The following is a 20,569-nucleotide window of genomic DNA, read 5'->3' as shown; positions in this document are numbered from 1 at the left end:
ACTACAGTTGCCGGATTTCAATCCGCGCGCGCCAACAGCCGGCCGTCACGATCGAAAATGGCGATGTCGAGGCTGATCTCCGCATCGCGCATCACCGCCTTCGCCGTCTTCAAGGCATACCGCGCCACCAGGGGCGGCAGATCGAGCCCCGCCTCCCCGGCGATCTCCAGAGCCTCGATCGCGGTATTGGCCTGCGAGACGCGATAGGCCGTCTCGCCATTGCCGCCCAGTTCCTCCACCCGCTCCGCCAGCCAGCGCAGGTCCACCGGGCCGGCGCGCGAATGGAGGTCCAGGAGGCCCTGGCCCAACTTGGTGATCTTGGCAAAGCCGCCGGCCACGGTGACGCGCGGCACCGGATGCACCCTGAGATATTTCAGCATGCCGCCGACGAAATCCCCCATGTCGATCAGTGCGATCTCCGGAAGGCCATAGAGCCTGGCCACGGCCTCTTCCGAAGCGGCACCGGTAGCGCCAGCGACATGATCAAGCCCGGCCCCGCGTGCCACGTCGATGCCGCGATGGATCGAATGGATCCAGGCCGAGCAGGAAAAGGGGACGACGATGCCGGTCGTGCCGAGCACAGAGAGGCCGCCGACGATGCCGAGCCGACCGTTCAGGGTCTTGCGTGCGATCGCCTCGCCATCGGCGATGGCGACGGTGACCTCGACGTCCCCGGCGACGCCATGCGCGGCCGCGACTTCGGCAATGGCCGCAGCAATCATACCCCTTGGTCCCGGATTGATGGCGGGCTCGCCCACCGGCAAAGGCAGCCCCGGCCGCGTGACGGTTCCTACGCCCTGCCCCGCCCGGAAGGTAACCCCGGTGCCCGGTTCGCCAGGGCGCACCGTCGAGGAGACCAGGGCACCGTGGGTGACGTCGGGATCATCGCCCGCATCCTTGACGATGGTGGCGCAGGCATAGCCCTCGCCCCTTTCGTACCGCGCCAGGGCGAAGGCCGGCTGCTCGCCACGCGGCAAGGTGATGACGACCGGATCGGGAAACTCCCCGCCGAGCAGCGCCGCAAAGGCAGCCTTGGCAGCCGCCGCGGCACAGGCGCCGGTAGTCCAGCCATAGCGAAGAGGAGAGGTTTGATCACGCACGAGGAGAACCGGACAACATCGTCGATGGGACTGCCGCCTGAAACACGGTCCGACGAGAAAGCAGCGGCGGCGACATCGACCGTTTTGCCAGCCATCGGCGCATTCGGCCAGTGCAATTAATTGCAATCCCGGTTATGTCAGCCCTATTGCGACCTGAAACGGGACCCCTTTGATGACCGCCACTCTCGTGCTCTGCCGCCACGGCCAAAGCGACTGGAACCTTAAGAACCTGTTCACGGGCTGGCGCGATCCCGGCCTGACGGAGAAGGGCGTGGCCGAAGCGCATGAGGCGGGGCGTCGCCTCAAGGCGCTCGGGCTCAAGGCCGACATCGCCTTCACCTCCGTGCTGTCGCGCGCCCAGCATACCACCAAGATCATTCTCGGCGAACTCGGCCAGGAAGACCTCGAGACCATCCGCGACCAGGCCCTCAACGAGCGCGACTATGGCGATCTCTCCGGCCTCAACAAGGACGAGGCGCGGGTGAAGTTCGGCGAGGAACAGGTGCATATCTGGCGCCGCTCCTACGATGTGCCGCCGCCCGGCGGCGAGAGTCTGAAGGATACGGCCGCGCGCGTGCTGCCCTATTACATCTACCGTATCCAACCCCAGGTGATGGCCGGCAAGACCGTGCTGGTCGGCGCCCATGGCAATTCGCTGCGCGCCTTGATCATGGCGCTCGAAGGCCTGACGGGCGAGGAGATCGTCAAGCGCGAGCTCGATACCGGCGTGCCGATCGTCTACCGCCTGAATCCGGATACCACCATCGCCAGCAAGCAGGAACTGAAGGGCTGAGGTTCCAGCAAGCAAGCGCGCTCCGGCGCACTTGTCTTACAAAATGAAGGGGAAGGCATAGCCATCCCCTCCAATAATGCTTAAACGGAGAGAAACGATCTCCTTACGGCTTCCTGCGTTCCCATGATCATTGCCTCCCCCTCCGACTATCGCGCCGCCGCCAGGCGCAAGCTGCCGCGCTTCATGTTCGACTATGTCGATGGCGGCGCCTATGCCGAGCACACGCTACGGGCCAATGTCAGCGATCTCGAAGGGATCAGCCTCAGGCAGCGCATTCTCAAGAATGTCGACAAGCTGAGCCTGGAGACCGAGATCTTCGGGCGCAAATTCGCCATGCCGGTGATCCTCGCGCCCGTCGGCATCACCGGCATGCTGGCCCGCCGCGGCGAGGTGCAGGTGGCCAAGGCCGCGGCTGCCAAGGGCATCGCCATGACGCTCTCCACCGTCTCGATCTGCCCGATCGAGGAGGTGGTGCCGGCCAGCCCCGCCCCGATCTGGTTCCAGCTCTACGTGCTGCGCGACCGCGGCTTCATGAAGAACGCCCTGGAGCGCGCCCAGGCCGCCGGCATCACCACGCTGGTCTTCACCGTCGACATGCCCACCCCGGGCGCCCGCTATCGCGATCCGCATTCGGGCATGTCGGGCCCGTTCGGCCCGCAGCGCCGCATCCTGCAGTCGATGTTCAAGCCGCAATGGGCCCTCGATGTCGGGCTGATGGGCAAGCCGCACGACCTCGGCAATGTCTCGCGCTATCTCGGCAAGCCCACAGGCCTGGCCGACTATATCGGCTGGCTCGCCAAGAATTTCGATCCCTCGATCAGTTGGTCGGATCTCGAATGGATCCGCGAATTCTGGAAGGGACCGATGATCATCAAGGGCATTCTCGACCCCGAGGATGCGCGTGATGCCGTCGCCTTCGGCGCCGACGGCATCGTGGTCTCCAACCATGGCGGACGCCAGCTCGACGGCGTGCTCTCCAGCGCGAGGGCCTTGCCGGCGATCACCGACGCCGTCGGCGACAAGCTGACCGTGCTCGCCGATTCCGGCGTGCGCTCCGGCCTCGACGTGGTGCGCATGCTGGCCCTGGGGGCCAAGGGCGTCATGCTCGGCCGTGCCTTCGCCTATGCTCTGGCGAGCGCCGGCCAGGCCGGCGTCGAGAACCTGCTCGACATCATCGCCAAGGAGATGCGGGTGGCGATGACGCTCACCGGCGTGGAGCGCATCGACCAGATCGGCCGTAGCAGCCTGGCGTAAGCCTTGGAGCGCGGACATCCTGTCCGCTCTTGGAACCGCAACGTTTCCGGAAAGGAAGAGCGGACATCGCGACATGTCTTCAAGTCGCTGAGATGTCCGCGCTCCCCTTATCTTACGCCGTCCCGCTGCGCACCCGTCCGCCTTCCCAGCCCAGCATGGCCTGCTTGCGGGTGAGGCCCCAGTGATAGCCGGTCAATTCGCCTGAACGGCCGATGACACGGTGGCAGGGCACCACGAAGGACAGCGGGTTCTTGCCCACCGCCGCGCCCACAGCGCGCGAGGCCTTGGGATTGCCGATATGGCTGGCGATGTCGCCATAGGTGGTGGCCCGCCCCATCGGGATCTTCAGCAAGGTGCGCCAGACCCGCACTTCGAAATCGGTGCCGATCATCACCACATTGAGCGGCCTGTCGGCCTGCCACCGGCTCGGATCGAAGATGCGGCCGGCATAGGGGGCCGTCACCATCGAATCCTCGCGCAGTTCCGCATTGGGCCAGCGCTTGCGCATGTCGGCCAAAGCAACGGCCTCCTCGCCCGGATCGGCGAAGGCGACTCCGGCCAGGCCCAGCGGTGCCACCATCACCAGCGCCGTGCCGAAGGGCGAGGGATGGAAGCCATATGAAATGGTGAGGCCCGCCCCGCCCGTCTTGAACGAGCCTGGCGTCATCGCCTCATGGGTCACGAACAGATCGTGCAAGCGCGCCGGACCCGACAGGCCGAGCTCGTAGGTGGCATCCAGGATCGAGGCGGAATCGCGCAGGAGGTCGCGGGCCCGGTCGAGCGTCACCGCCGCCAGGAAATCCTTGGGCGTGATGCCGGCCCAGCGCCGGAAGAGATGGTGGAAATGCGAGACCGACAGGCCGACATGGCCGGCAATGTCCTCGAGCGAAGGCTGGTGCTGCGCCTTCCTGGTGATATAGGCGACCGCCTTGCGGATGCGATCATAGTCCTCGGGGGAATTGGCGAGCGGCGAAGCGAGCGGCACCTCGGCAAAATCAGGCAGGGTTATCGACATCGGATGTCTCCAGGCATCATCACTTGTGCCCTGGATAGACCTGCTTCACCGGGCTTCCCACCCGAAAGCTACGACAAGGCCGTCAGACACGCCGCGCCTTGTTGAGAGCCCGGGTAAAGGCGTCGGCAAATTCGCCCTTCTCGGAGGCCCCCAGGAAACGGGCGATTTCAACCTCGCGGCCGCGCTGGACCAGGGCCAGGCGCATCACGCCGAACTCCTCATGCTCGTCGCGCTGCAGCCGCACCCAGCGCGGGTTGAAGACCCATTCCCGGCGCTGCCCCTTGGGATCGATGCGCGAGAACAAGAGCCTGATGGGCGTAAGCAACACATGTTCGCGCAGCCTCGCCCCGCGATAATTGAGCTTGAACATCACATAGAGCAGGCCGACATCGAGCCCGAAGAAGCCGACCACGGGCCAAGCCCCCATCATGTAGAAAGGGATGGAAAGCAGCGTCGAGGCACAGCCGACCACGACGAGGAGGTTGCGAAAGCCCCGCGGCCCGAGCGAGCGATGGGGATAGAGCACGGCATCGAAGACCGGCTCCTCCAAGACCGCTTCTTGGACCGCTTCTTGAGGCGTTTTCGGGTTGGCGCTTTGCATGGCCGCCCACTATAAGCCTTTCATGCCCCGCCGCCAGACTCAAAAGCCCGCCCTGTCCGTTGCCTCCCCTGCGACAAAATCGGCAGGCCGGACCAAGGCGAAGGCCAACGCAGCCGCGGCCTCGGCCGGCACCCAGCGCGCCGCCCTGCCGCAGGCCGAAATCACCGAGATCTTCCGCCGCTTTTCGCAAGCCCTGCCCGAACCCAAGGGTGAACTCGACTACGTCAATGCCTATACCTTGCTGGTGGCGGTGGTGCTCTCGGCCCAGGCCACCGATGTCGGGGTCAACAAGGCGACCAAGGCGCTGTTCGCCATCGCCGACACGCCGGCCAAGATGATCGATCTCGGCGAGGAAGCGCTGATCGGTCACATCAAGACCATCGGCCTGTTCCGCACCAAGGCCAAGAACGTCATCGCCCTTTCGCGGCTGCTGGTGGAAGACCATGGCGGGGAGGTGCCGCGCTCGCGCGAGATCCTCGAAACGCTGCCGGGCGTCGGCCGCAAGACCGCCAATGTCGTGCTCAACATCGCCTTCGGCCTGCCGACCATCGCCGTGGACACCCATCTCTTCCGGGTCGCCAACCGCACCGGCCTCGCGCCTGGCAAGACGCCGCTGGCAGTGGAACTGGGGCTGGAGAAAGTGGTGCCGGCGGCCTATGCCCGCCACGCCCATCACTGGCTCATCCTGCATGGGCGCTATGTCTGCAAGGCGATCAAGCCTGCCTGCCCCACCTGCCTGATCCGTGACATCTGCCTGTTCGAGGACAAGACGACGGCGTGATCGTCGAGCGTTTCAACTTCGACGGCGGGCATGCCCAACCAAATACACGCATCAGTTGAATCAGCATATTTTTGTGGCGCTTCGACGATTTCAGGACTTCTATGGCCGGCAGGGGGCTTCCTTGGCGACGTTCATTGCGTCGATCCAAGCAAAAGCGGCTGCAGGAATGGAAATGACTGTCCCTTCCCTGTGGCCGGCCGATGGCCATAAGGGAGAAATCGCTTGCCCCTCAGTTCACAACAGAAGAAGACCGTCCTCGCCTCCTTTCTCGGCTGGACACTCGACGCCTTCGACTTCTTCCTCCTGACCTTCCTGCTCACGGATATCGCGGCCGAATTCCAGGTCGGCGTTCCCGCCGTTTCCGAAGCCTTGTTCTTCACTCTGGCGACCCGCTTCATCGGTGCCTTCATCTTCGGCAGGCTGGCCGACCGCTTCGGGCGCAAGCCGATCCTGATGCTCAACATCGTCAGCTATTCGGTGATCGGCGCCCTGGCCGCCTTCTCGCCCAATCTCATGGTATTCCTGATCCTGCGCGCCATCTTCGGCATCGCCATGGGCGGCGAATGGGGCCTTGGCAGCTCGCTTGCGATGGAATCGATCCCGCCATCGGCCCGCGGCCTGGTGTCGGGCCTGCTCCAGGCAGGCTATCCGGCCGGCTATCTGCTGGCGGCCATCGTCTATGGATTGATCTATGGCCAGACCATCGGCGGCCATGTCGTCGGCTGGCGCACCATGTTCCTGCTCAGCGTCCTGCCCGCCCTGATCGTGCTCTTCATCCGGTCGCATGTGCCGGAATCGCCGGCTTTCACCGAGGCGCGGGACCAGGCGAAGCCTAGTCTCGGCGAAACCCTGCAGCGCCATTGGGGCATCGCCCTCTATGCCGTGGTGCTGATGATGTTCTTCAATTTCTTCAGCCACGGCACGCAGGATCTCTATCCGACCTTCCTGAAGAAACAGCACGGCTTCGATGCCCACACGGTGAGCTGGATCACCATCGTCGCCAATCTCGGTGCGATCGCCGGTGGCCTGCTCTTCGGGTCCCTGTCCGAGCGGATCGGACGCGTCAACGCCATCACCATCGCCTGCCTGATCGCCCTGCCCACCCTGCCGCTATGGGCCTACAGCACGACGCCCACGATGCTCGCCATCGGCGCCTTCATCATGCAGATCTCGGTGCAAGGCGCCTGGGGCGTCATTCCAGTGCACCTCAACGAACTTTCCCCGGGCTCCGTGCGGGCGACGCTGCCCGGCTTCATCTATCAGGCCGGCAATCTCGCTGCGTCCTATGGCGGCCCCTACCAGGCCGGCATAGCCGAGGCGCCCGGCAGCAGCTATGGCTATGCGCTGGCCCTCTTTGCTGGCGTCGTCGCCATCTGCATCATCGTCGTCATCCGTTTCAGCCCGGAACGGCGCGGACAGGTGATGACCGTGCTCGAATAGGGCGTTTCGTACCGTTTCTCCTGGGACCGCCGGCATCCTGCCGGCTTCTTCCTCTCCTGCAAGCGCGGTGGTTCCAAAGGCCGGCAGGATGCCGGCGGTCCCAGGAGCGTCTCCAACCCGCTTTCGCATTGACGCCTCGCGCGCGGCATCCTATCTGCCTGACATGGCCATCAAACCGATCATCATCCTGCCCGACTCCAAGCTCCGCCTCGTCTCCGCGCCGATCGAGCGCGTCGATGCGGAGCTGCTCCAGCTCGCCGACGACATGCTGGAAACCATGTATGACGCGCCCGGCATCGGCCTGGCGGCGATCCAGATCGCCGTGCCGCGCCGCCTTGTCGTCATCGACCTCGCCAAGGAAGACGAGCCGCCGGAGCCGCATGTCTTCATCAATCCGGAGATCGTGTGGTCGTCGGACGAGCGCAGCGTCTATGAAGAGGGGTGCCTCTCCATCCCCGACTATTATGCCGATGTCGAGCGGCCGGCCACGGTGCGCGTCGCCTATATCGATCGCGAGGGCAAGCAGGCCGAGCTCGAAGCCGATGGATTGATGGCGACCTGCCTGCAGCACGAGATCGACCACCTCAACGGCGAATTGTTCATCGACCACATCTCCAAGCTCAAGCGCGACATGGTGATCCGCAAGTTCACCAAGGCGGTCAAGACCGGCGAACTGCCGCAGTTCAAGCGCGAGAAACGCGAGCGCGAAGCTCCGCGCCCGGCGGAAGGCTGAGGCGTTGCGCGTCGTTTTCATGGGTACGCCGGAGTTCGCTCGCCCGGTGCTGGCCGAGATCCTCAACCAGGGTCATGAGGTCGTTGCCGTCTATACGAGGCCGCCGGCGCCGGCCGGCCGCGGTATGGCTCTGGCGCCTTCACCGGTGCACAAACTGGCCGAAGGCTTCGGCATTCCCGTGTTCACGCCCAAGAGCTTCCGCGACGAGGAAACCATCGCCACCTTCGCCGGCCTCGGCGCCGATGTCGCCGTGGTGGTCGCCTATGGCCTGATCCTGCCCAAGGCGGCCCTGGAGGCCCCGGCGGAAGGCTGCCTCAATCTGCATGCCTCGCTGCTGCCGCGCTGGCGCGGCGCCGCCCCGATCCAGCGCGCCATCATGGCCGGCGACACCAAGACCGGCGTGATGGTGATGCGCATGGAGGAAGGCCTCGATACCGGCCCGGTCGCGCTGGCCGACAGCATCGAAATCGAGCCGGACATGACGGCGGGCGAGCTGCATGACCGCCTTTCCCTCCTCGGCGCCGACCTGATGGCCCGGGCGCTCGGCGCCCTTTCGCGCGGCACACTCACCTTCACGGCCCAGAGAGAAGAGGGCGTGACCTATGCCCGCAAGATCGACAAGGCAGAGGCCCGTATCGACTGGTCGCGCCCGGCCCAGGAAATCCATAACCACATTTGTGGTCTATCTCCCTTCCCGGGTGCCTGGTTCGAAGCCGATTGGGGCCAGGGCTCGCAGCGGGTGAAGGTGTTGCACGCACAGCTTGCCGATGGCTATGGCGTCGCAGGCACGTTGCTCGACGACGAATTGACGGTCGCCTGCGGCAGTGGCGCCATCCGCCTCGTCCAGGTCCAGCGCGCCGGCAAGACTCCGATGGGTGCCGCCGAATTCCTCAAGGGCGCGCCGCTGGTGCAGGGCGCGCGGCTTGCGTGACTCCCGCGCCCTGATGGCGTAGAGGCCTGACTTCAGCAACGAAGTACCCGAATGCCGCGTTACAAGCTCCTGATCGAATATGACGGCACGCCCTATGTCGGCTGGCAGGCGCAGGCCAATGGTCGGTCTGCGCAGCAGGCGATCGAGGAGGCCATCCTCGCCTTCACCGGCCAGACCCTGCGCATCCAGGGTGCCGGCCGGACCGACGCCGGCGTGCATGCTACAGGGCAGGTCGCCTCGGTGATGCTGGCCAAGGACTGGACCACCGACAGGGTACGCGACGCGCTCAACGCTCACCTGACCCTGCAGGACGACTATGTCACCATCCTCGGCGTCGAGAAGATGCCCGACAGTTTCGACGCGCGCTTCTCCGCCAGGGGCCGGCGCTATCTCTATCGGCTGATCGACCGCCGCCCGCCCTTGGCGCTGGAGCGCCATCGCGCCTGGCATATCCGCAAGTCCCTAGACGCCGAAGCCATGCATCATGCGGCGCAGGGTCTCATCGGCCACCACGACTTCACCACTTTCCGCTCGGCCGATTGCCAGGCCCAGAGCCCGATGAAGACGCTCGACCGCCTCGACGTGATGCGCGTGGGCGACGAGATCCATGTCATCGCCACGGCCCGCTCCTTCCTGCACAACCAGGTCCGCTCCATGGTGGGATCGCTGCGCCGGGTCGGCTCCGGCGACTGGAGCAAGGCGGATCTGGTCGATGTGCTGGAAGCCCGCGACCGCACCCGCTGCGCCGCGCTGGCGCCGCCGCACGGGCTCTACCTCACCGGCGTCGACTATTGATCTGCCTGCGCGGCAGCGGCGGGCCTGATCCAGAATCGGATCCGATGTTGTAGGAAACGGGCGCCCTCTTTCCGGCACCATGCTCCAGAGCAACGTGCGTTCACGACTGAACGCTTGCTGCTCCAACTCTTCGGTTCGACGCGTCTTTGCGATTCGAGGTGACTCCGTCAAATCGCGAAACGCCATAGCTGCGAGGCCATCCGTGATTACCTGCTATCTGAAATATGTCGTCGATCCCTGGAAGCTCGATGCCTTCGAAGCCTATGCCAAGGCCTGGATTCCCGTGGTCAACCGCATGGGCGGCACGCATCACGGCTATTTCCTGCCGCATGAGGGCGCCAGCGACCTTGCTTATGCGCTGTTCAGCTTCCCCAGCCTTGCCGCCTATGAGGATTATCGCCAGCGCCTGGCCGTCGATCCGGAATGCCAGGCCATCCTGGCTGAGGAAAAGCAGGTTCGCAGCATCGTGCGCTATGAACGCAGCTTCATGCGCCCGGTGTTCGGCTGAGCCGCACTTCTCGAAGACAGGAGGTCCCGGTGGATCTGGAAGCCCAGCGCGCCCTGATGCTCAGCGGCGCCGTCTATAACGACCTCACTTCCGAACTGATCGCGGCACGTGCCAGGGCGGTCGAATTCACCAGCGCCTATCATCGCAGCATCGGCGAGACGGCCGAAGTGCGCGAGGCCATCCTGCGCAGCCTGTTGAAATCGGTCGGCCCCGGCGCCCTGTTCGAGCCAAGCTTTCGCTGCGAGTTCGGCTTCAACATCAGCATCGGACGCTCCTTCTACGCCAATTTCGACTGCGTAATCCTGGATGGCGCCAGCGTCGAGATCGGGGATTACGTGCTGCTCGGGCCGCGGGTCGGCATCTACACCGCCAACCATGCCATCGATCCGATCGAGCGTGCTGCCGGCGCCTGCCAGGCCAGGCCGGTACGAATCGGCAATCGGGTCTGGGTTGGTGCCGGCGTCCATATCAATCCGGGCGTGAGTATCGGCGACAATGCCATCGTCGGATCGGGCAGCGTGGTCACGCGCGACATCCCGCCGAACGTGATTGCCGCCGGCGTTCCAGCCCAGGTCATCAGGACCATCACTGCGGCCGACCGCACCGGCTTCAAGCCGTGACAGGATGGGGCGCTTCGACGGCCGAATTCGCAATGAAGGCCGATGGTTATCCGCCGGCCTCCGGCGCACGGCCTGCCAGTAGCGCCCGCAGTCCGGCCTTGCGATCGATGGCTCCCAGCAGCAGGCAAGCACCCAGGTAGAAAATCAGCCCCCCGCCGCAGAGGAGTGCAAGGGTCACTACGCGCACCGCCAGGGGCTGCCCTGCGATCAGCCAGCTCTCCACGGCCCCCACCGCTCCATAAAGGGCAGCCAGCATCAGGACGGCGGCGCCAGCGATCCGGGGCAGTCGGCGGCAGGCGGGCCTGTCGAGTTGCAACAGCCCGCTTTGCCAGGCCAACAGGGCCAGCACGACGAGATTGATCCAGCCGGAGGCCGCCGCGGCGGCGGCAATGCCGACCTGGCGCCAGACCGGAAAGAGCGCGAGCGACAGGGCCACGTCGGCCACGGCGCCGATCAGCGCGATGATGAAGGGCAGCCGCATGCGGGCGCGCGCGAAAAAGAGAGGCTGCAGCACCTTGGCCCCGGCAAAGGCCGGCAGGCCAGCGGCAAACCCCGCCAGCGCCAGCGCCGTGGCGGCGCTGTCATTGGCGGAGAAGGCGCCACGCTCAAACAGGACGGAGACAATGGGCCCGGCCAGCACGATCAGGGCCAGCGCTGCCGGTAAGCTGAGAAAGGCCGCGAATTCGACCGCGCGGCTGAGAGTACCACTCTCGGCCTGCCGGTCTTCCTGGCTGCTGGCCCGGGCGAGTTCCGGCAGCAGGGCGTTGCCGAGCGCCACCGCGATGATGCCCAGCGGCAGCTGGTAGAGGCGATCGGCATAATAGAGCCAAGTCACGGCACCGGGATCGGCGGAGGCCACGATCAGGCCGATGAAGGCGTTGACCTGCGTCGCCCCCGCCGTCAGCACCCCCGGCAATGCGAGCAGGAAGAAACGCCGGACTGCAGGTGTCCAACGCGGCTTGACCAGCCGCAGCCGCAGGCGGGCCCGATGGAGGGCCCAGAAAACCAGTCCACCCTGGGCGAGGCCTCCGACGAAGATCGACCAGGCCAGCAGGCGCGCCAAAGCCTCCTGGTCGAGCCGGGCCAGCAAGGGGGCGCCGAGCAGGGCGGCGATGGTAACGACATTGACGAGCGCCGGTGCATAGGCCGCCACCGTGAAACGGCCATGCACGTTGAGCACGGCCGAAGCCACCACCATCACGGCCGTCGCCAGGCAATAGGTGAAAGTGATACGCGACAGGGCAACCGCAAGATCGACACGGCCGCCGCCTTTGCCGAACCCGGGTGCAATCAGCTCGATCAGCAGCGGCATCGCCACGAGGGCCAGGGCCGAGGCCAGGAAGAACGCCAGGGCGACCTGCGTGAAGACCTGGTCGGAAAAGGCCTCGCCCTCGCCGCGTCGTTCGGCCTCGGCATGAAGAGGTACGAAAGCCGTGTTGACGGCACCTTCGGCAAACAGCCGGCGCATCAGGCTCGGCAGGCGGAAGGCGACCACGAAGGCATCGGCCACAGGCCCGGCCCCCAGCGCCGCCGCCACCATGGTGTCACGGATGAAACCGAGAATGCGGGAGGCGAGAGTCGCGAATCCGACCGAGGCAGCGTTACGCAGGAAGGCCATCAGAACTCCGAACGACAGCGACGGCACTGGTTGCGTCGCAACTCTTCCTTGCCGCAACGCAGCACATCGCTATAGTCCGCGCGCGCAAAACAGAGATACTGCATGCCCAAATCCCCTTCCAGCGCGAAACCTCGTTTCGACGTTCTCACCATCGGCAACGCCATTGTCGATGTCTTTGCCCAGACCGAAGACGATTTCCTGGTCCGCGAAGGCCTCGCCAAGGGCGCCATGATCCTCACCAGCGAGGAACGGGCCGACCACCTTTACGCCGCCATGGGCCAGAGCATCGAGATCTCGGGCGGGTCGGCCGCCAATACGGCAGTCGGCGTCGCCTCTCTGGGTGGAAAGACCGCCTATTTCGGCAAGGTAAAGCGGGACGAAGCCGGCAAGGTCTTCACCCACGACCTGCGCGCCCAGGGCACCCATTTCGAGACGGTGCCGCTGACGGAGGGTCCCTCCACCGCCAAGAGCTTCATCTTCATCACGCCCGATGGCGAGCGCACGATGAACACCTATCTCGGCGCCTGCCATCTGCTCGGCCCGGCCGACATCGAAGAGGATGTCGTGCGAGGCGCCGCCATCACCTATATGGAAGGCTATCTGTGGGATCCCCAGGATGCCAAGGACGCCTTCCTGAAAGCCGCCGATATCGCCCACAAGGCCGGACGGCGCGTGGCGATCACCCTGTCCGACTCCTTCTGCGTCGACCGTTTCCGCGGCGAGTTCCTCCACCTCATGCGCTCGGGCGTGGTCGACACCGTGTTCGCCAACACCCAGGAGATCAAGTCGCTCTACGAGACCTCTGATTTCGAGACGGCGCTCGCCCAGGTCGAGAAGGACTGCCGCCTCGCCATCGTGACCCGCTCGGAAGACGGGGCGCTGGCGATCGAGGGCGGCACGCGCGTCTCCGTGCCGGCCTTCCCGATCGACAAGCTGGTCGATACCACCGGCGCCGGCGACCTCTTCGCCTCAGGCTTCCTGTTCGGCCTTGCCCGCGGCCTGCCGCATCTGGCCTCGCTCAAGCTCGGCGCGCTGGCCGCCGCCGAGGTGATCCAGCATGTCGGAGCCCGCCCGCAGACCAATCTGCGCGTGTTGGCCCAGGAAAACGGACTGCTCTGACAAGAGCCGAAGTATTTTTTTGAGAAGGGCCAGGAGGCCTTTCTCAAACGAGTCAGGCCTTGTGAAGACGTAGCGGCGAGACCTTCTCGCGCCGGATGATACTCCGCGCCTCGAGGTCGAGCTGCACGGCCTTGACCCACCAGCCCGCCTTGGCACCGCCGGGATAGAGATTCTCCGGCAGTAGGGCCGGCACCCGGGCCTGGATCTGCGCCACGGTCAGGCCCGGCTTGCCATCCGGCAGCAAGGCCAGAATGGCGGCCTTCATCGCCGCGTACATGGCCGCATCCGCCGCCCAGGCCTTGCCGGGGTGATTGATGTTCAGCAGTTCAATTCGGGTCTTATCGGTCATCGGCAGGTCCTCCGGCACATCGCATCCTCTGCAACAAGGACGTCGGCGCCGGCGTATTTCCGACATCACAACCGCGAGAAAGCCAGCTTCAATCCCAGGCCGGCGAAAGCCAAGGCAAACGCGCGCCATTGCCGAGGATGACCGTGAGGTGGCGCGGCCTAAACAGGTCGATGGAATGCTTTCGCGTTTCGCGTAGAATGGGTACCCTCAAGGCAGAATTCGCGTCATGCAAACTCAGATAGATATACTTCGAAGAATACTGTCGTCCCTGCACCTCAGGAACGGCTATGAAGCCGTTCTATACAAAAATAACTGGACGCCTCTAACGAAACCATTTCCCGAGAGAATAAAGAACGATTTCCATTTTATGAAATATATGAATCACATGGCATTCAATTCACGAGGAACCGAAGACACACAGTGGCTGAATCTCGATCCTCGTACGATTCGCCGCGAGATCGAAGAACGAAAACGCCATGAAGATGCAGCACCTAAAAATTGGAAGCGAGCACATGGAGAGATAAATTCAAAAGAATCAATGACTTACTTCCATTCTGAATGCCCCAATTCTTATATCTATGTTTTTCGAGGCCTTAGCTATAGAGGCGATGGCGAAACTGCCATTTCTCTGCACCTTCCCTCCTTGGCTGGCAGGATCGTGAAAGATATACTTAGAAACAATTCGCCGCTTGGAAAAGATTGCGCTTATGATCCGTGGATCGAGAAGGATGAATATTTGATTTGCCGCTCCTGGGATAGACATCCAAGGCAGAGCCGCGATCATACGGCGTACGGATTCAGCGCATATGTTTTGCCAGAATTGAAATATCTTAGAAATAGAAACGACTCGATCGACATTTCGGAAGTTTTCATGTGCATCGATAGCTTTGAAGTATACGTATAGTTAGAAGACCATTACACTTTGATCCAAACTGGGCGCGCTGCCCGTTCATCCGCCTGCAGTCACCTTCTCCGCAAAGGGAAGGAATTACCGAGTTCTCAGCTGCCTACCCCATTAAGCCGATCCCAACCCTGATCATCGAAGCGTTCCCCACGCTCAGCGGCATGAAGGGGCTGGACGAGGCGAAGATCGCCACCGGCTTGTGCTTCCCCGAAACATCGCAAAGAACGAGTTCGTAACGCGACGGCATCGTATGGGCCCTTTCAAATGCTCAACAGCCGTCCAGTCGCGATCCGCAGGCATTCCTCGAAGGCGCCGAGGTCTTCGAAGAGCTTGCCCGCCGCCGCCGCGCGCGTGACGAAAACCCCGCCGCGTGCCTCGATGCCACCGTCGAGCATCAGGTTCTCGGCCATGTCGAAATCCTCGACCGCCAGGCCATCCGAGCCGCGCGGCCGGCCCTGCGCATCATCGGCGATCCGGCCGTCGTAATAGATCTGCAGCCGCTCGAAATGCGATTGGGCCACATTGGAGAAGGCGAAGGCAGGACAGCCGCGGGCGCACATGAAGCCAAGCTCATAGACCGTGCCGGTATCGGCGGCGATGCCGCGGAAGGGCGTGAGATTGGCGATGATCGCATCGGCACTCAGCATCAGCCTTTCATTGACGGCGCTGATGGCGAGGCCGAAATCGCGCTTGGTCGGCTGCGCCGGGATTTCCAGGTCACCCGGAGAGACCGGGATAAAGCCATGGCGCCGGGTGAGCTCGATCTTGGCGTCGAGCACCTCGCGGGCGTTGGGCAGGAAGACTTCGGGGCCGGCCAGATAAACGCGCATTGGGGGGTGCCCTTTTTACCGATCTACATAAGTCCGACCTGTCATTCCCGGCCGAGCGCAGCGAGGGGAAGGGAATCCAGGAGCGGCGGGACGCATTCGTGCCCCTGGATTCCCTTCCCGCTGCCTTCGGCAGCGCCGGGAATGACAGCGCCCCAACTCGCATGCATGGGTCGATCTGGAGATCGACCCACCTGGTTTCACAGCATCTCCGGCAGGACCTTGTCCGGCGGACTATGGCCATCCATGAAGGCACGGATATTGACGATGACCTTCTCGCCCATGTCGGTTCGGCCTTCGATGGTGGCCGAGCCCATATGCGGCAGCAGCACCACGCGCCCGCTCTTGGCGAGCTTGACCAGGCGGGGATTGACCGCCGGTTCATGCTCGAACACATCGAGCCCGGCGCCGGCGATCTCGCCGGCATCGAGCATCTTGGCAAGCGTGGTTTCGTCGATCACCTCGCCGCGCGCCGTGTTGATCACCAGGGCCTCGCGCTTGAGCAGCTTCAGCCGCCGGGCCGAGAGCAGGTGATAGGTCGCCGGCGTGTGCGGACAATTGACCGAGATGATGTCCATGCGGGCCAGCATCTGGTCGAGTGAATCCCAATAGGTCGCCTCCAGCTCGGCCTCGACGGCGGGGTCGACATGATGGCGATTGTGGTAATGCACCTGCAGGCCGAAGGCCTTGGCCCGGCGCGCCAGGGCCTGGCCGATGCGGCCCATGCCGATGATGCCGAGGCGCTTGCCGGTGATGCGGCGCCCGAGCATCCAGGTCGGCGACCAGCCGGGCCAGGCATTGTCACCTTCGGGAATCACCCTGGCCCCCTCGGTCACGCGCCGGGCCACGGCGAGAATCAGCGCCATGGTCATGTCGGCGGTGTCCTCGGTGAGGACACGGGGCGTGTTGGTCACGGTGATCTTGCGGGCGACCGCCGCCTCGACGTCGATATTGTCGACGCCATTGCCGAAATTGGCGATCAGCTTGAGGTTGCTGCCGGCCGCCTCGATCAAGGCCTTGTCGACGCGATCATTGATGGTGGGCACCAGCACGTCGGCCGTCTTCACCGCTTCGATCAGGGCCTCCTGCGACATCTTCTCGTCGGTCAGGTTCAGTTGCGCGTCGAACAGTTCGCGCATGCGGGTTTCCACGCTGTCCGGCAGGCGGCGCGTGACCACGACCCGCGGTTTTTTTCGTAACGACATGCCGACCTCCCGCAAACTTTAAGACGGCGTTCACCGCCCTCAGACAAACTGCGCCGATAAGCCCGCAGCCCATCACTGTCCTTCCTCTAACAGACAGGCAGGCGCAGCAACAGAGAGAGGTTGCGGGCGAGTGTGTGCGTCGAGGTCCGGCATGTCCCATTACGAAGAAGAAGCGCCCCGTTTGAGTCCCATTGCCAAGATCGGTTTTGCCGGTGCCTTCTGCGCCCTCATCGTCGCCGGCGGGGTCTACTATCTTCACCACAAGCGGCTGAAGCAGCCGACGGGTGCGGCGAGCGATGGCATCAGCGCCGATACGCTGGCCGATCCCACCGTGGCCGCCTTCATCGCCGGCGCAGGCAAGGCCGCCATCCCGGACAAGCCTGCCGATGACGTCACCGGTTCGCTGCCGGACCCCAAGGCCGGCAAGGACCAGCTCGGCCCGGTCTCCGGCCTGCCGATGCCTCGCTTCGTCAGCCTGAAGCCCGACAGGGTGAATGTGCGCCAGGGCCCCTCGCGCGACCAGACCGTGTCCTTCATCTACCAGAAGTCCAACCTGCCTGTGGAAGTGATCGCCGAATTCGAGAACTGGCGGCGCATCCGCGACGCCGACGGCTCCGAAGGCTGGGTGCTGCAGAACCTGCTCTCGGGCAAGCGCACGGCGCTGATCGCGCCCTGGTCCAAGCAGCAGACGCTGCCGCTCCATGCCACCGCCGACGCCAAGGCGACGGCTGTCGCCATGCTGCAGCCCGGCGTGCAAGCCTCGATCAAGAATTGCGCCTCGAACTGGTGCCGTATCCAGGGCGAGGGCTTCGACGGCTGGATCCAGGAAAGCAATCTGTGGGGCGCCTATCCCGGCGAAGCGATCGACTGAGACGGAGCCTGTGCCCCGCCTTCGCCTGATGATCAGCGGGATCGCCTCCCGCGAGCAAGCCGGCATGGCGGTCGAGGCGGGTGTCGATGCCATCGGGCTCGACCCCACCGCCTTTCCGCAGGCGGGCCCGGAAGGCAGCGAAATGCTGGCGGCGATCGCGCTCGGCCTGCCGCCGGCGGTCACGCCGGTCCTGATCACGCCCGCGCTGACGGCCGGCACCGTGGCACAGCAGGTCGACGCCTCGGCGGCGCTCGCCGTTCGCCTGGCCAGGCCCATCGCCGCCGGCGAATATCCCGGCCTCAAGCGCATCATCCGTGGCCGCAAGATCATCCAGTCCATCGATCCTGGAGGCACGGATGCCGAGGTCCTGGTGGAGGCCTATGCCTCCCTCGCCGATGCCCTGCATCTGCATGTCGGCAGCGGGGATGATCTGAGCGCCTGCCGGCGCCTGATCGAACTGGCTGGCCTGCCCTGCTTTCTCGGGCTGACGGAGCCGGCGCTCCTGCCGGCCGCCGCCGCGCTGCGGCCCCACGCCATCGATCTCCAACTCACCGGCGTGGGCAATTTCGATGCCCCGGCCTTGGGCCGTTTCACAGCAATGCTGGCGGCCTTCTGAGGCCAAGTTTCAAAGATACTGCGTCACTAAGGCCTGGTTTCCCGGGATCGCAGGTGTCCTCGCCTGCTGTTGGAAACGACGCGGCTCAAGATGCAGGCGAGGACGCCTGCGATCCCGGGAAGTTCACCCCCGTTGCGATCCGGCCAGTCCTGCCGCTACGATGGCGCTAAAGCGTTTTGCGATTTGACGGAATCGCCTCGAATCGCAAAGACGCGTCGGAACGAAGAGCTAGAGAAAATAGGCGTTCATGCCTGAACGCGTTTTGCTCTAGCAATCGGAGCCGCCGATGACGAGAGCCCTCCTCCTCGCCCTGACGAGCCTGGCCTTTCTGGGCCTGTCCGCGGCCAGTGCCGAAACCGTGACCCAGAAGGCCGGCCGCGACGCGACCTTCAAGGCCAGGGACGACGATCCTGCCATGAAGGCCGCCTTCGCCAAGGCCCAGGACAGTCTGCCCGATTTCATCGACGCCCTGGACGGCAAGGTCAGCGGCGCCAGCGGCTTTGTCGTAAAGGTGCCGATCGTACAGGGCACACAAACCGAATATTTCTGGCTCAACGAGGTCAGCCATCGGGGTGACCGCTTTACCGGCAAGGTCAACAACCGCCCGGAACTGGTGGGCAATGTGACGTTCGGCCAGCAGCTCACCTTCCTCAGGAGCCGGATCCGGGACTGGGGCTATTATCGCGACGGCAAGCTGCAGGGCAATTTCACCACCTGCGTCCTGCTGGCCAAGGAGGACCCGCGCGAGGCCCAGGAGCTGAAGGACCAGATCGGCCTGGCCTGCGAGGGCGCCGCCTCGCCGCAATAGGCGCCGGTTTCTGCCGCTGGGGCGACACTGACAGATCCCGACTCATTCCGCCGTCTCGAAACGGCGGTGCGGCCAGGGGTTCACCCCGTCCCTCAGCCAGGCGAGCGTATCCTGCCAGAAACCGGCCCGGTGCCGGTCATGGAACAGGCTGAAATGACCGATCTCGGCCAAGTCGTAGTCCTGCGGCTTCAGGCGCACCGCGGTCGCCGAGCTCGACCGGTAATAGGCCAGCGCACGCCGGATGGCTGGCACCGTGCCGAACTCGTCGTCGGACATGGTCACCGCCAGGATCGGTGCGGAGACGGCGGCAAAACGCGCGAGGATCTCCGCCCGCTCCCGGCGCGGATGGCTGCTCTCGGCATGCCTGCCGCGGAAACTCCATTCCAGGGCGACACCGGCCGGCAGGTCCTCCAGCCAGCCCAGCCGCCGGCCCGGAAAATAGCCGAATATCGCCGTAAACAGGGGCATGAGCACATGCCAGCGCCAGACCAGCCCGAGGCGACGACTGCGCGCATAATCGGGCCAGTAGGCATATTGGGCGCCGATGGTCAGCATGCGGTCGATCCAGCGGGCGTTGCCGGCAAGTCCCGGCAGGAAACCGCCGATGCTATGACCGACCACGAAGAGGGGCCCGTCGGGCCGGCGCTGCCGGGCAAAGCCCAGCACGGCCTCGAAATCGCGCGTTCCCCACTCGCTCCAGCGATAGCCGCAGCGCCTCAGATCCGCGGGGCGCGACAGGCCGATGCCGCGATAGTCATAGGTAATGGCATCGAAGCCCTGCTCGGCGAGGAAACGGGCATAGCGGTGATAATAGCGGGCAAGCACACCTGTCGCAGCATTGATGACGACCGTGCCCGCTCCCCCTCCGCCTTCCGCCGGCCAGAGATGGCCGGCGAGAACGACTCCATCCCCGCAGGTGATCTCGACCGGCGCGGCCGGTGTCATGTCCATCGCCATCGACAGTCCTCACTCCGCATGAAGGGATAGCATGCCCCGCGGCAACAACTATACTCACTTGTCAGTATACATTGAGGGCAAGCCATGTCCGAGCCTGCGACCACCACGCGCGAGCGTATCGTTTCGGCGGCAGCGCGCCTGTTCTACGACAAGGGCATCCGCAATGTCGGCGTCGACGCGGTTGCCGCCAAGGCCGGTGTCACCAAGCGTACGCTCTATTATCATTTCACCAGCAAGGACGACCTGATCGCCGCCTATCTGGCGGCCCGCGACCAGCCCAACCTCGCCCTGTTCCGGCGCTGGTTCGGGGAGGCGCAGGGGGATATCGCGGCCAAGATCGAGGCGATCTTCCGCAACCTCGCCGTGGCAGCCCGTCATCCGCGCTGGAAGGGTTGTGGCTTCCTGCGCACCGCCGCCGAACTTGCCGACCTGCCGGGGCACCCCGCCATCAAGATCGGAGCTGCCCATAAGAAGAGCTTCGAAGCCTGGCTGCGGCTCGAACTGGAAAATGGAGGGCTCGGCGACGCGGCCCTGCTGGCTCGGCAGGTCGTGCTGCTGCTCGACGGCAGCTTTGCCGTCGTCCTGCTGCATCGCGACCCCGACTATATGGAGGCTGCCGGCAAGGCGGCCGCCACGCTGATCACCGCCGCTCTCGCAAGCAGAACCCGGCGCGCGCGCCCAGCGGCCTAGCACGACAGTCGCGTTTTTCGCACGAAGGGATTTG

23 protein-coding genes are annotated in these 20,569 nt (G+C 64.6%); 15 read left to right on the top strand and 8 right to left on the bottom strand.

All coding sequences use genetic code 11. The annotated features are described in order from the left end of the window. Nucleotides 1-17 precede the first annotated feature (17 nt). Nucleotides 18-1,100 carry a cobalt-precorrin-5B (C(1))-methyltransferase gene (locus tag ACIGJE_RS06810; RefSeq protein ID WP_415083249.1) on the bottom strand — a complete coding sequence of 361 codons (1,083 nt, stop codon included), beginning with the start codon at nucleotides 1,098-1,100 and terminating at the stop codon, nucleotides 18-20. Nucleotides 1,101-1,272: 172 nt separating this feature from the next. Between ACIGJE_RS06810 and ACIGJE_RS06805 the strand changes: the two genes are divergently transcribed. Both ACIGJE_RS06805 and lldD read left to right on the top strand, forming a co-directional pair. Next, nucleotides 1,273-1,893 carry a 2,3-bisphosphoglycerate-dependent phosphoglycerate mutase gene (locus ACIGJE_RS06805; protein WP_311943636.1) on the top strand — a complete coding sequence of 207 codons (621 nt, stop codon included), beginning with the start codon at nucleotides 1,273-1,275 and terminating at the stop codon, nucleotides 1,891-1,893. A 123-nt stretch (nucleotides 1,894-2,016) separates the two neighbouring features. After that, a complete protein-coding gene (lldD, locus tag ACIGJE_RS06800) occupies nucleotides 2,017-3,147 on the top strand; it encodes an FMN-dependent L-lactate dehydrogenase LldD (protein ID WP_415083247.1) in 1,131 nt (376 codons plus the stop codon). 112 nt (nucleotides 3,148-3,259) lie between these two features. On the opposite strand, the gene ACIGJE_RS06795 is transcribed toward lldD, so the two are convergent. Together ACIGJE_RS06795 and ACIGJE_RS06790 are read right to left on the bottom strand one after the other, a co-directional pair. Then, complete coding sequence (locus tag ACIGJE_RS06795) at nucleotides 3,260-4,162, bottom strand: methylated-DNA--[protein]-cysteine S-methyltransferase (protein ID WP_415083245.1); 903 nt, start codon at nucleotides 4,160-4,162, stop codon at nucleotides 3,260-3,262. A gap of 82 nt (nucleotides 4,163-4,244) precedes the next feature. Next, nucleotides 4,245-4,712: a DUF2244 domain-containing protein gene (locus ACIGJE_RS06790; protein ID WP_311938610.1), complete on the bottom strand. Its 468-nt coding sequence runs from the start codon at nucleotides 4,710-4,712 to the stop codon at nucleotides 4,245-4,247. Between the two features lie 49 nt (nucleotides 4,713-4,761). Between ACIGJE_RS06790 and nth the strand changes: the two genes are divergently transcribed. The 7 genes from nth to ACIGJE_RS06755 all read left to right on the top strand — a co-directional run bounded on the left by nth (nucleotide 4,762) and on the right by ACIGJE_RS06755 (nucleotide 10,571). Further along, complete coding sequence (nth, locus tag ACIGJE_RS06785; protein WP_311938608.1) at nucleotides 4,762-5,544, top strand: endonuclease III; 783 nt, start codon at nucleotides 4,762-4,764, stop codon at nucleotides 5,542-5,544. Nucleotides 5,545-5,766: 222 nt separating this feature from the next. Continuing rightward, on the top strand, nucleotides 5,767-6,984 hold the full coding sequence (locus ACIGJE_RS06780) for an MFS transporter (RefSeq protein ID WP_367625531.1): 1,218 nt from the start codon (nucleotides 5,767-5,769) through the stop codon (nucleotides 6,982-6,984). A 163-nt stretch (nucleotides 6,985-7,147) separates the two neighbouring features. Next, on the top strand, nucleotides 7,148-7,717 hold the full coding sequence (gene def, locus ACIGJE_RS06775) for a peptide deformylase (RefSeq protein WP_311938604.1): 570 nt from the start codon (nucleotides 7,148-7,150) through the stop codon (nucleotides 7,715-7,717). A gap of 4 nt (nucleotides 7,718-7,721) precedes the next feature. Then, a complete protein-coding gene (fmt, locus tag ACIGJE_RS06770) occupies nucleotides 7,722-8,648 on the top strand; it encodes a methionyl-tRNA formyltransferase (protein ID WP_415083241.1) in 927 nt (308 codons plus the stop codon). 51 nt (nucleotides 8,649-8,699) lie between these two features. Beyond that, nucleotides 8,700-9,443, top strand: a complete 744-nt coding sequence (gene truA, locus ACIGJE_RS06765; RefSeq protein ID WP_415083239.1) for a tRNA pseudouridine(38-40) synthase TruA — start codon at nucleotides 8,700-8,702, stop codon at nucleotides 9,441-9,443. 202 nt (nucleotides 9,444-9,645) lie between these two features. After that, the gene (locus ACIGJE_RS06760) at nucleotides 9,646-9,951 is read left to right on the top strand and encodes an NIPSNAP family protein (protein ID WP_367625528.1); all 306 of its coding nucleotides are present in this window, start codon (nucleotides 9,646-9,648) and stop codon (nucleotides 9,949-9,951) included. 29 nt (nucleotides 9,952-9,980) lie between these two features. Further along, on the top strand, nucleotides 9,981-10,571 hold the full coding sequence (locus ACIGJE_RS06755; protein ID WP_415083237.1) for a sugar O-acetyltransferase: 591 nt from the start codon (nucleotides 9,981-9,983) through the stop codon (nucleotides 10,569-10,571). A gap of 46 nt (nucleotides 10,572-10,617) precedes the next feature. On the opposite strand, the gene murJ is transcribed toward ACIGJE_RS06755, so the two are convergent. Beyond that, nucleotides 10,618-12,189 (bottom strand): murein biosynthesis integral membrane protein MurJ, encoded by a 1,572-nt coding sequence (gene murJ, locus ACIGJE_RS06750; RefSeq protein ID WP_311938596.1) that lies wholly within the window; start codon nucleotides 12,187-12,189, stop codon nucleotides 10,618-10,620. A gap of 102 nt (nucleotides 12,190-12,291) precedes the next feature. Here murJ and ACIGJE_RS06745 point away from each other — a divergent pair, with 102 nt between their 5' ends. After that, nucleotides 12,292-13,308 carry an adenosine kinase gene (locus ACIGJE_RS06745; protein WP_367625526.1) on the top strand — a complete coding sequence of 339 codons (1,017 nt, stop codon included), beginning with the start codon at nucleotides 12,292-12,294 and terminating at the stop codon, nucleotides 13,306-13,308. A gap of 52 nt (nucleotides 13,309-13,360) precedes the next feature. Here the strand turns inward: ACIGJE_RS06745 and ACIGJE_RS06740 are convergent, their stop codons facing one another. After that, nucleotides 13,361-13,657 carry a DUF6958 family protein gene (locus ACIGJE_RS06740; protein WP_367625525.1) on the bottom strand — a complete coding sequence of 99 codons (297 nt, stop codon included), beginning with the start codon at nucleotides 13,655-13,657 and terminating at the stop codon, nucleotides 13,361-13,363. A gap of 367 nt (nucleotides 13,658-14,024) precedes the next feature. On the opposite strand from ACIGJE_RS06740, the gene ACIGJE_RS06735 reads away from it, so the two are divergent. Further along, nucleotides 14,025-14,561, top strand: a complete 537-nt coding sequence (locus ACIGJE_RS06735; protein WP_415083235.1) for a hypothetical protein — start codon at nucleotides 14,025-14,027, stop codon at nucleotides 14,559-14,561. A gap of 260 nt (nucleotides 14,562-14,821) precedes the next feature. Here the strand turns inward: ACIGJE_RS06735 and ACIGJE_RS06730 are convergent, their stop codons facing one another. Together ACIGJE_RS06730 and ACIGJE_RS06725 are read right to left on the bottom strand one after the other, a co-directional pair. Beyond that, nucleotides 14,822-15,391: a nucleoside 2-deoxyribosyltransferase gene (locus tag ACIGJE_RS06730; protein ID WP_415083233.1), complete on the bottom strand. Its 570-nt coding sequence runs from the start codon at nucleotides 15,389-15,391 to the stop codon at nucleotides 14,822-14,824. A 197-nt stretch (nucleotides 15,392-15,588) separates the two neighbouring features. After that, nucleotides 15,589-16,593 carry a 2-hydroxyacid dehydrogenase gene (locus ACIGJE_RS06725; protein WP_311938584.1) on the bottom strand — a complete coding sequence of 335 codons (1,005 nt, stop codon included), beginning with the start codon at nucleotides 16,591-16,593 and terminating at the stop codon, nucleotides 15,589-15,591. A 151-nt stretch (nucleotides 16,594-16,744) separates the two neighbouring features. Between ACIGJE_RS06725 and ACIGJE_RS06720 the strand changes: the two genes are divergently transcribed. The 3 genes from ACIGJE_RS06720 to ACIGJE_RS06710 all read left to right on the top strand — a co-directional run bounded on the left by ACIGJE_RS06720 (nucleotide 16,745) and on the right by ACIGJE_RS06710 (nucleotide 18,888). Next, entirely contained in the window at nucleotides 16,745-17,464 is a 720-nt protein-coding gene (locus ACIGJE_RS06720) for an SH3 domain-containing protein (protein ID WP_311938582.1), read from the top strand. Between the two features lie 10 nt (nucleotides 17,465-17,474). Continuing rightward, nucleotides 17,475-18,080 (top strand): hypothetical protein, encoded by a 606-nt coding sequence (locus tag ACIGJE_RS06715; RefSeq protein ID WP_415083230.1) that lies wholly within the window; start codon nucleotides 17,475-17,477, stop codon nucleotides 18,078-18,080. Between the two features lie 286 nt (nucleotides 18,081-18,366). After that, nucleotides 18,367-18,888, top strand: a complete 522-nt coding sequence (locus tag ACIGJE_RS06710; RefSeq protein ID WP_311938579.1) for a YegJ family protein — start codon at nucleotides 18,367-18,369, stop codon at nucleotides 18,886-18,888. A 42-nt stretch (nucleotides 18,889-18,930) separates the two neighbouring features. Here ACIGJE_RS06710 and ACIGJE_RS06705 read toward each other — a convergent pair whose 3' ends face one another. After that, nucleotides 18,931-19,845 carry an alpha/beta hydrolase family protein gene (locus tag ACIGJE_RS06705; protein WP_367625521.1) on the bottom strand — a complete coding sequence of 305 codons (915 nt, stop codon included), beginning with the start codon at nucleotides 19,843-19,845 and terminating at the stop codon, nucleotides 18,931-18,933. Between the two features lie 84 nt (nucleotides 19,846-19,929). Between ACIGJE_RS06705 and ACIGJE_RS06700 the strand changes: the two genes are divergently transcribed. Beyond that, on the top strand, nucleotides 19,930-20,535 hold the full coding sequence (locus tag ACIGJE_RS06700) for a TetR/AcrR family transcriptional regulator (RefSeq protein ID WP_311938575.1): 606 nt from the start codon (nucleotides 19,930-19,932) through the stop codon (nucleotides 20,533-20,535). Nucleotides 20,536-20,569 lie beyond the last annotated feature (34 nt).

The sequence above is a fragment of the Labrys sp. E2SS-1L genome (genome assembly GCF_057073705.1).
The sequence above is the reverse complement of the archived record's forward strand: the minus strand, read 5'-3'. Positions and strand labels throughout refer to the sequence as shown.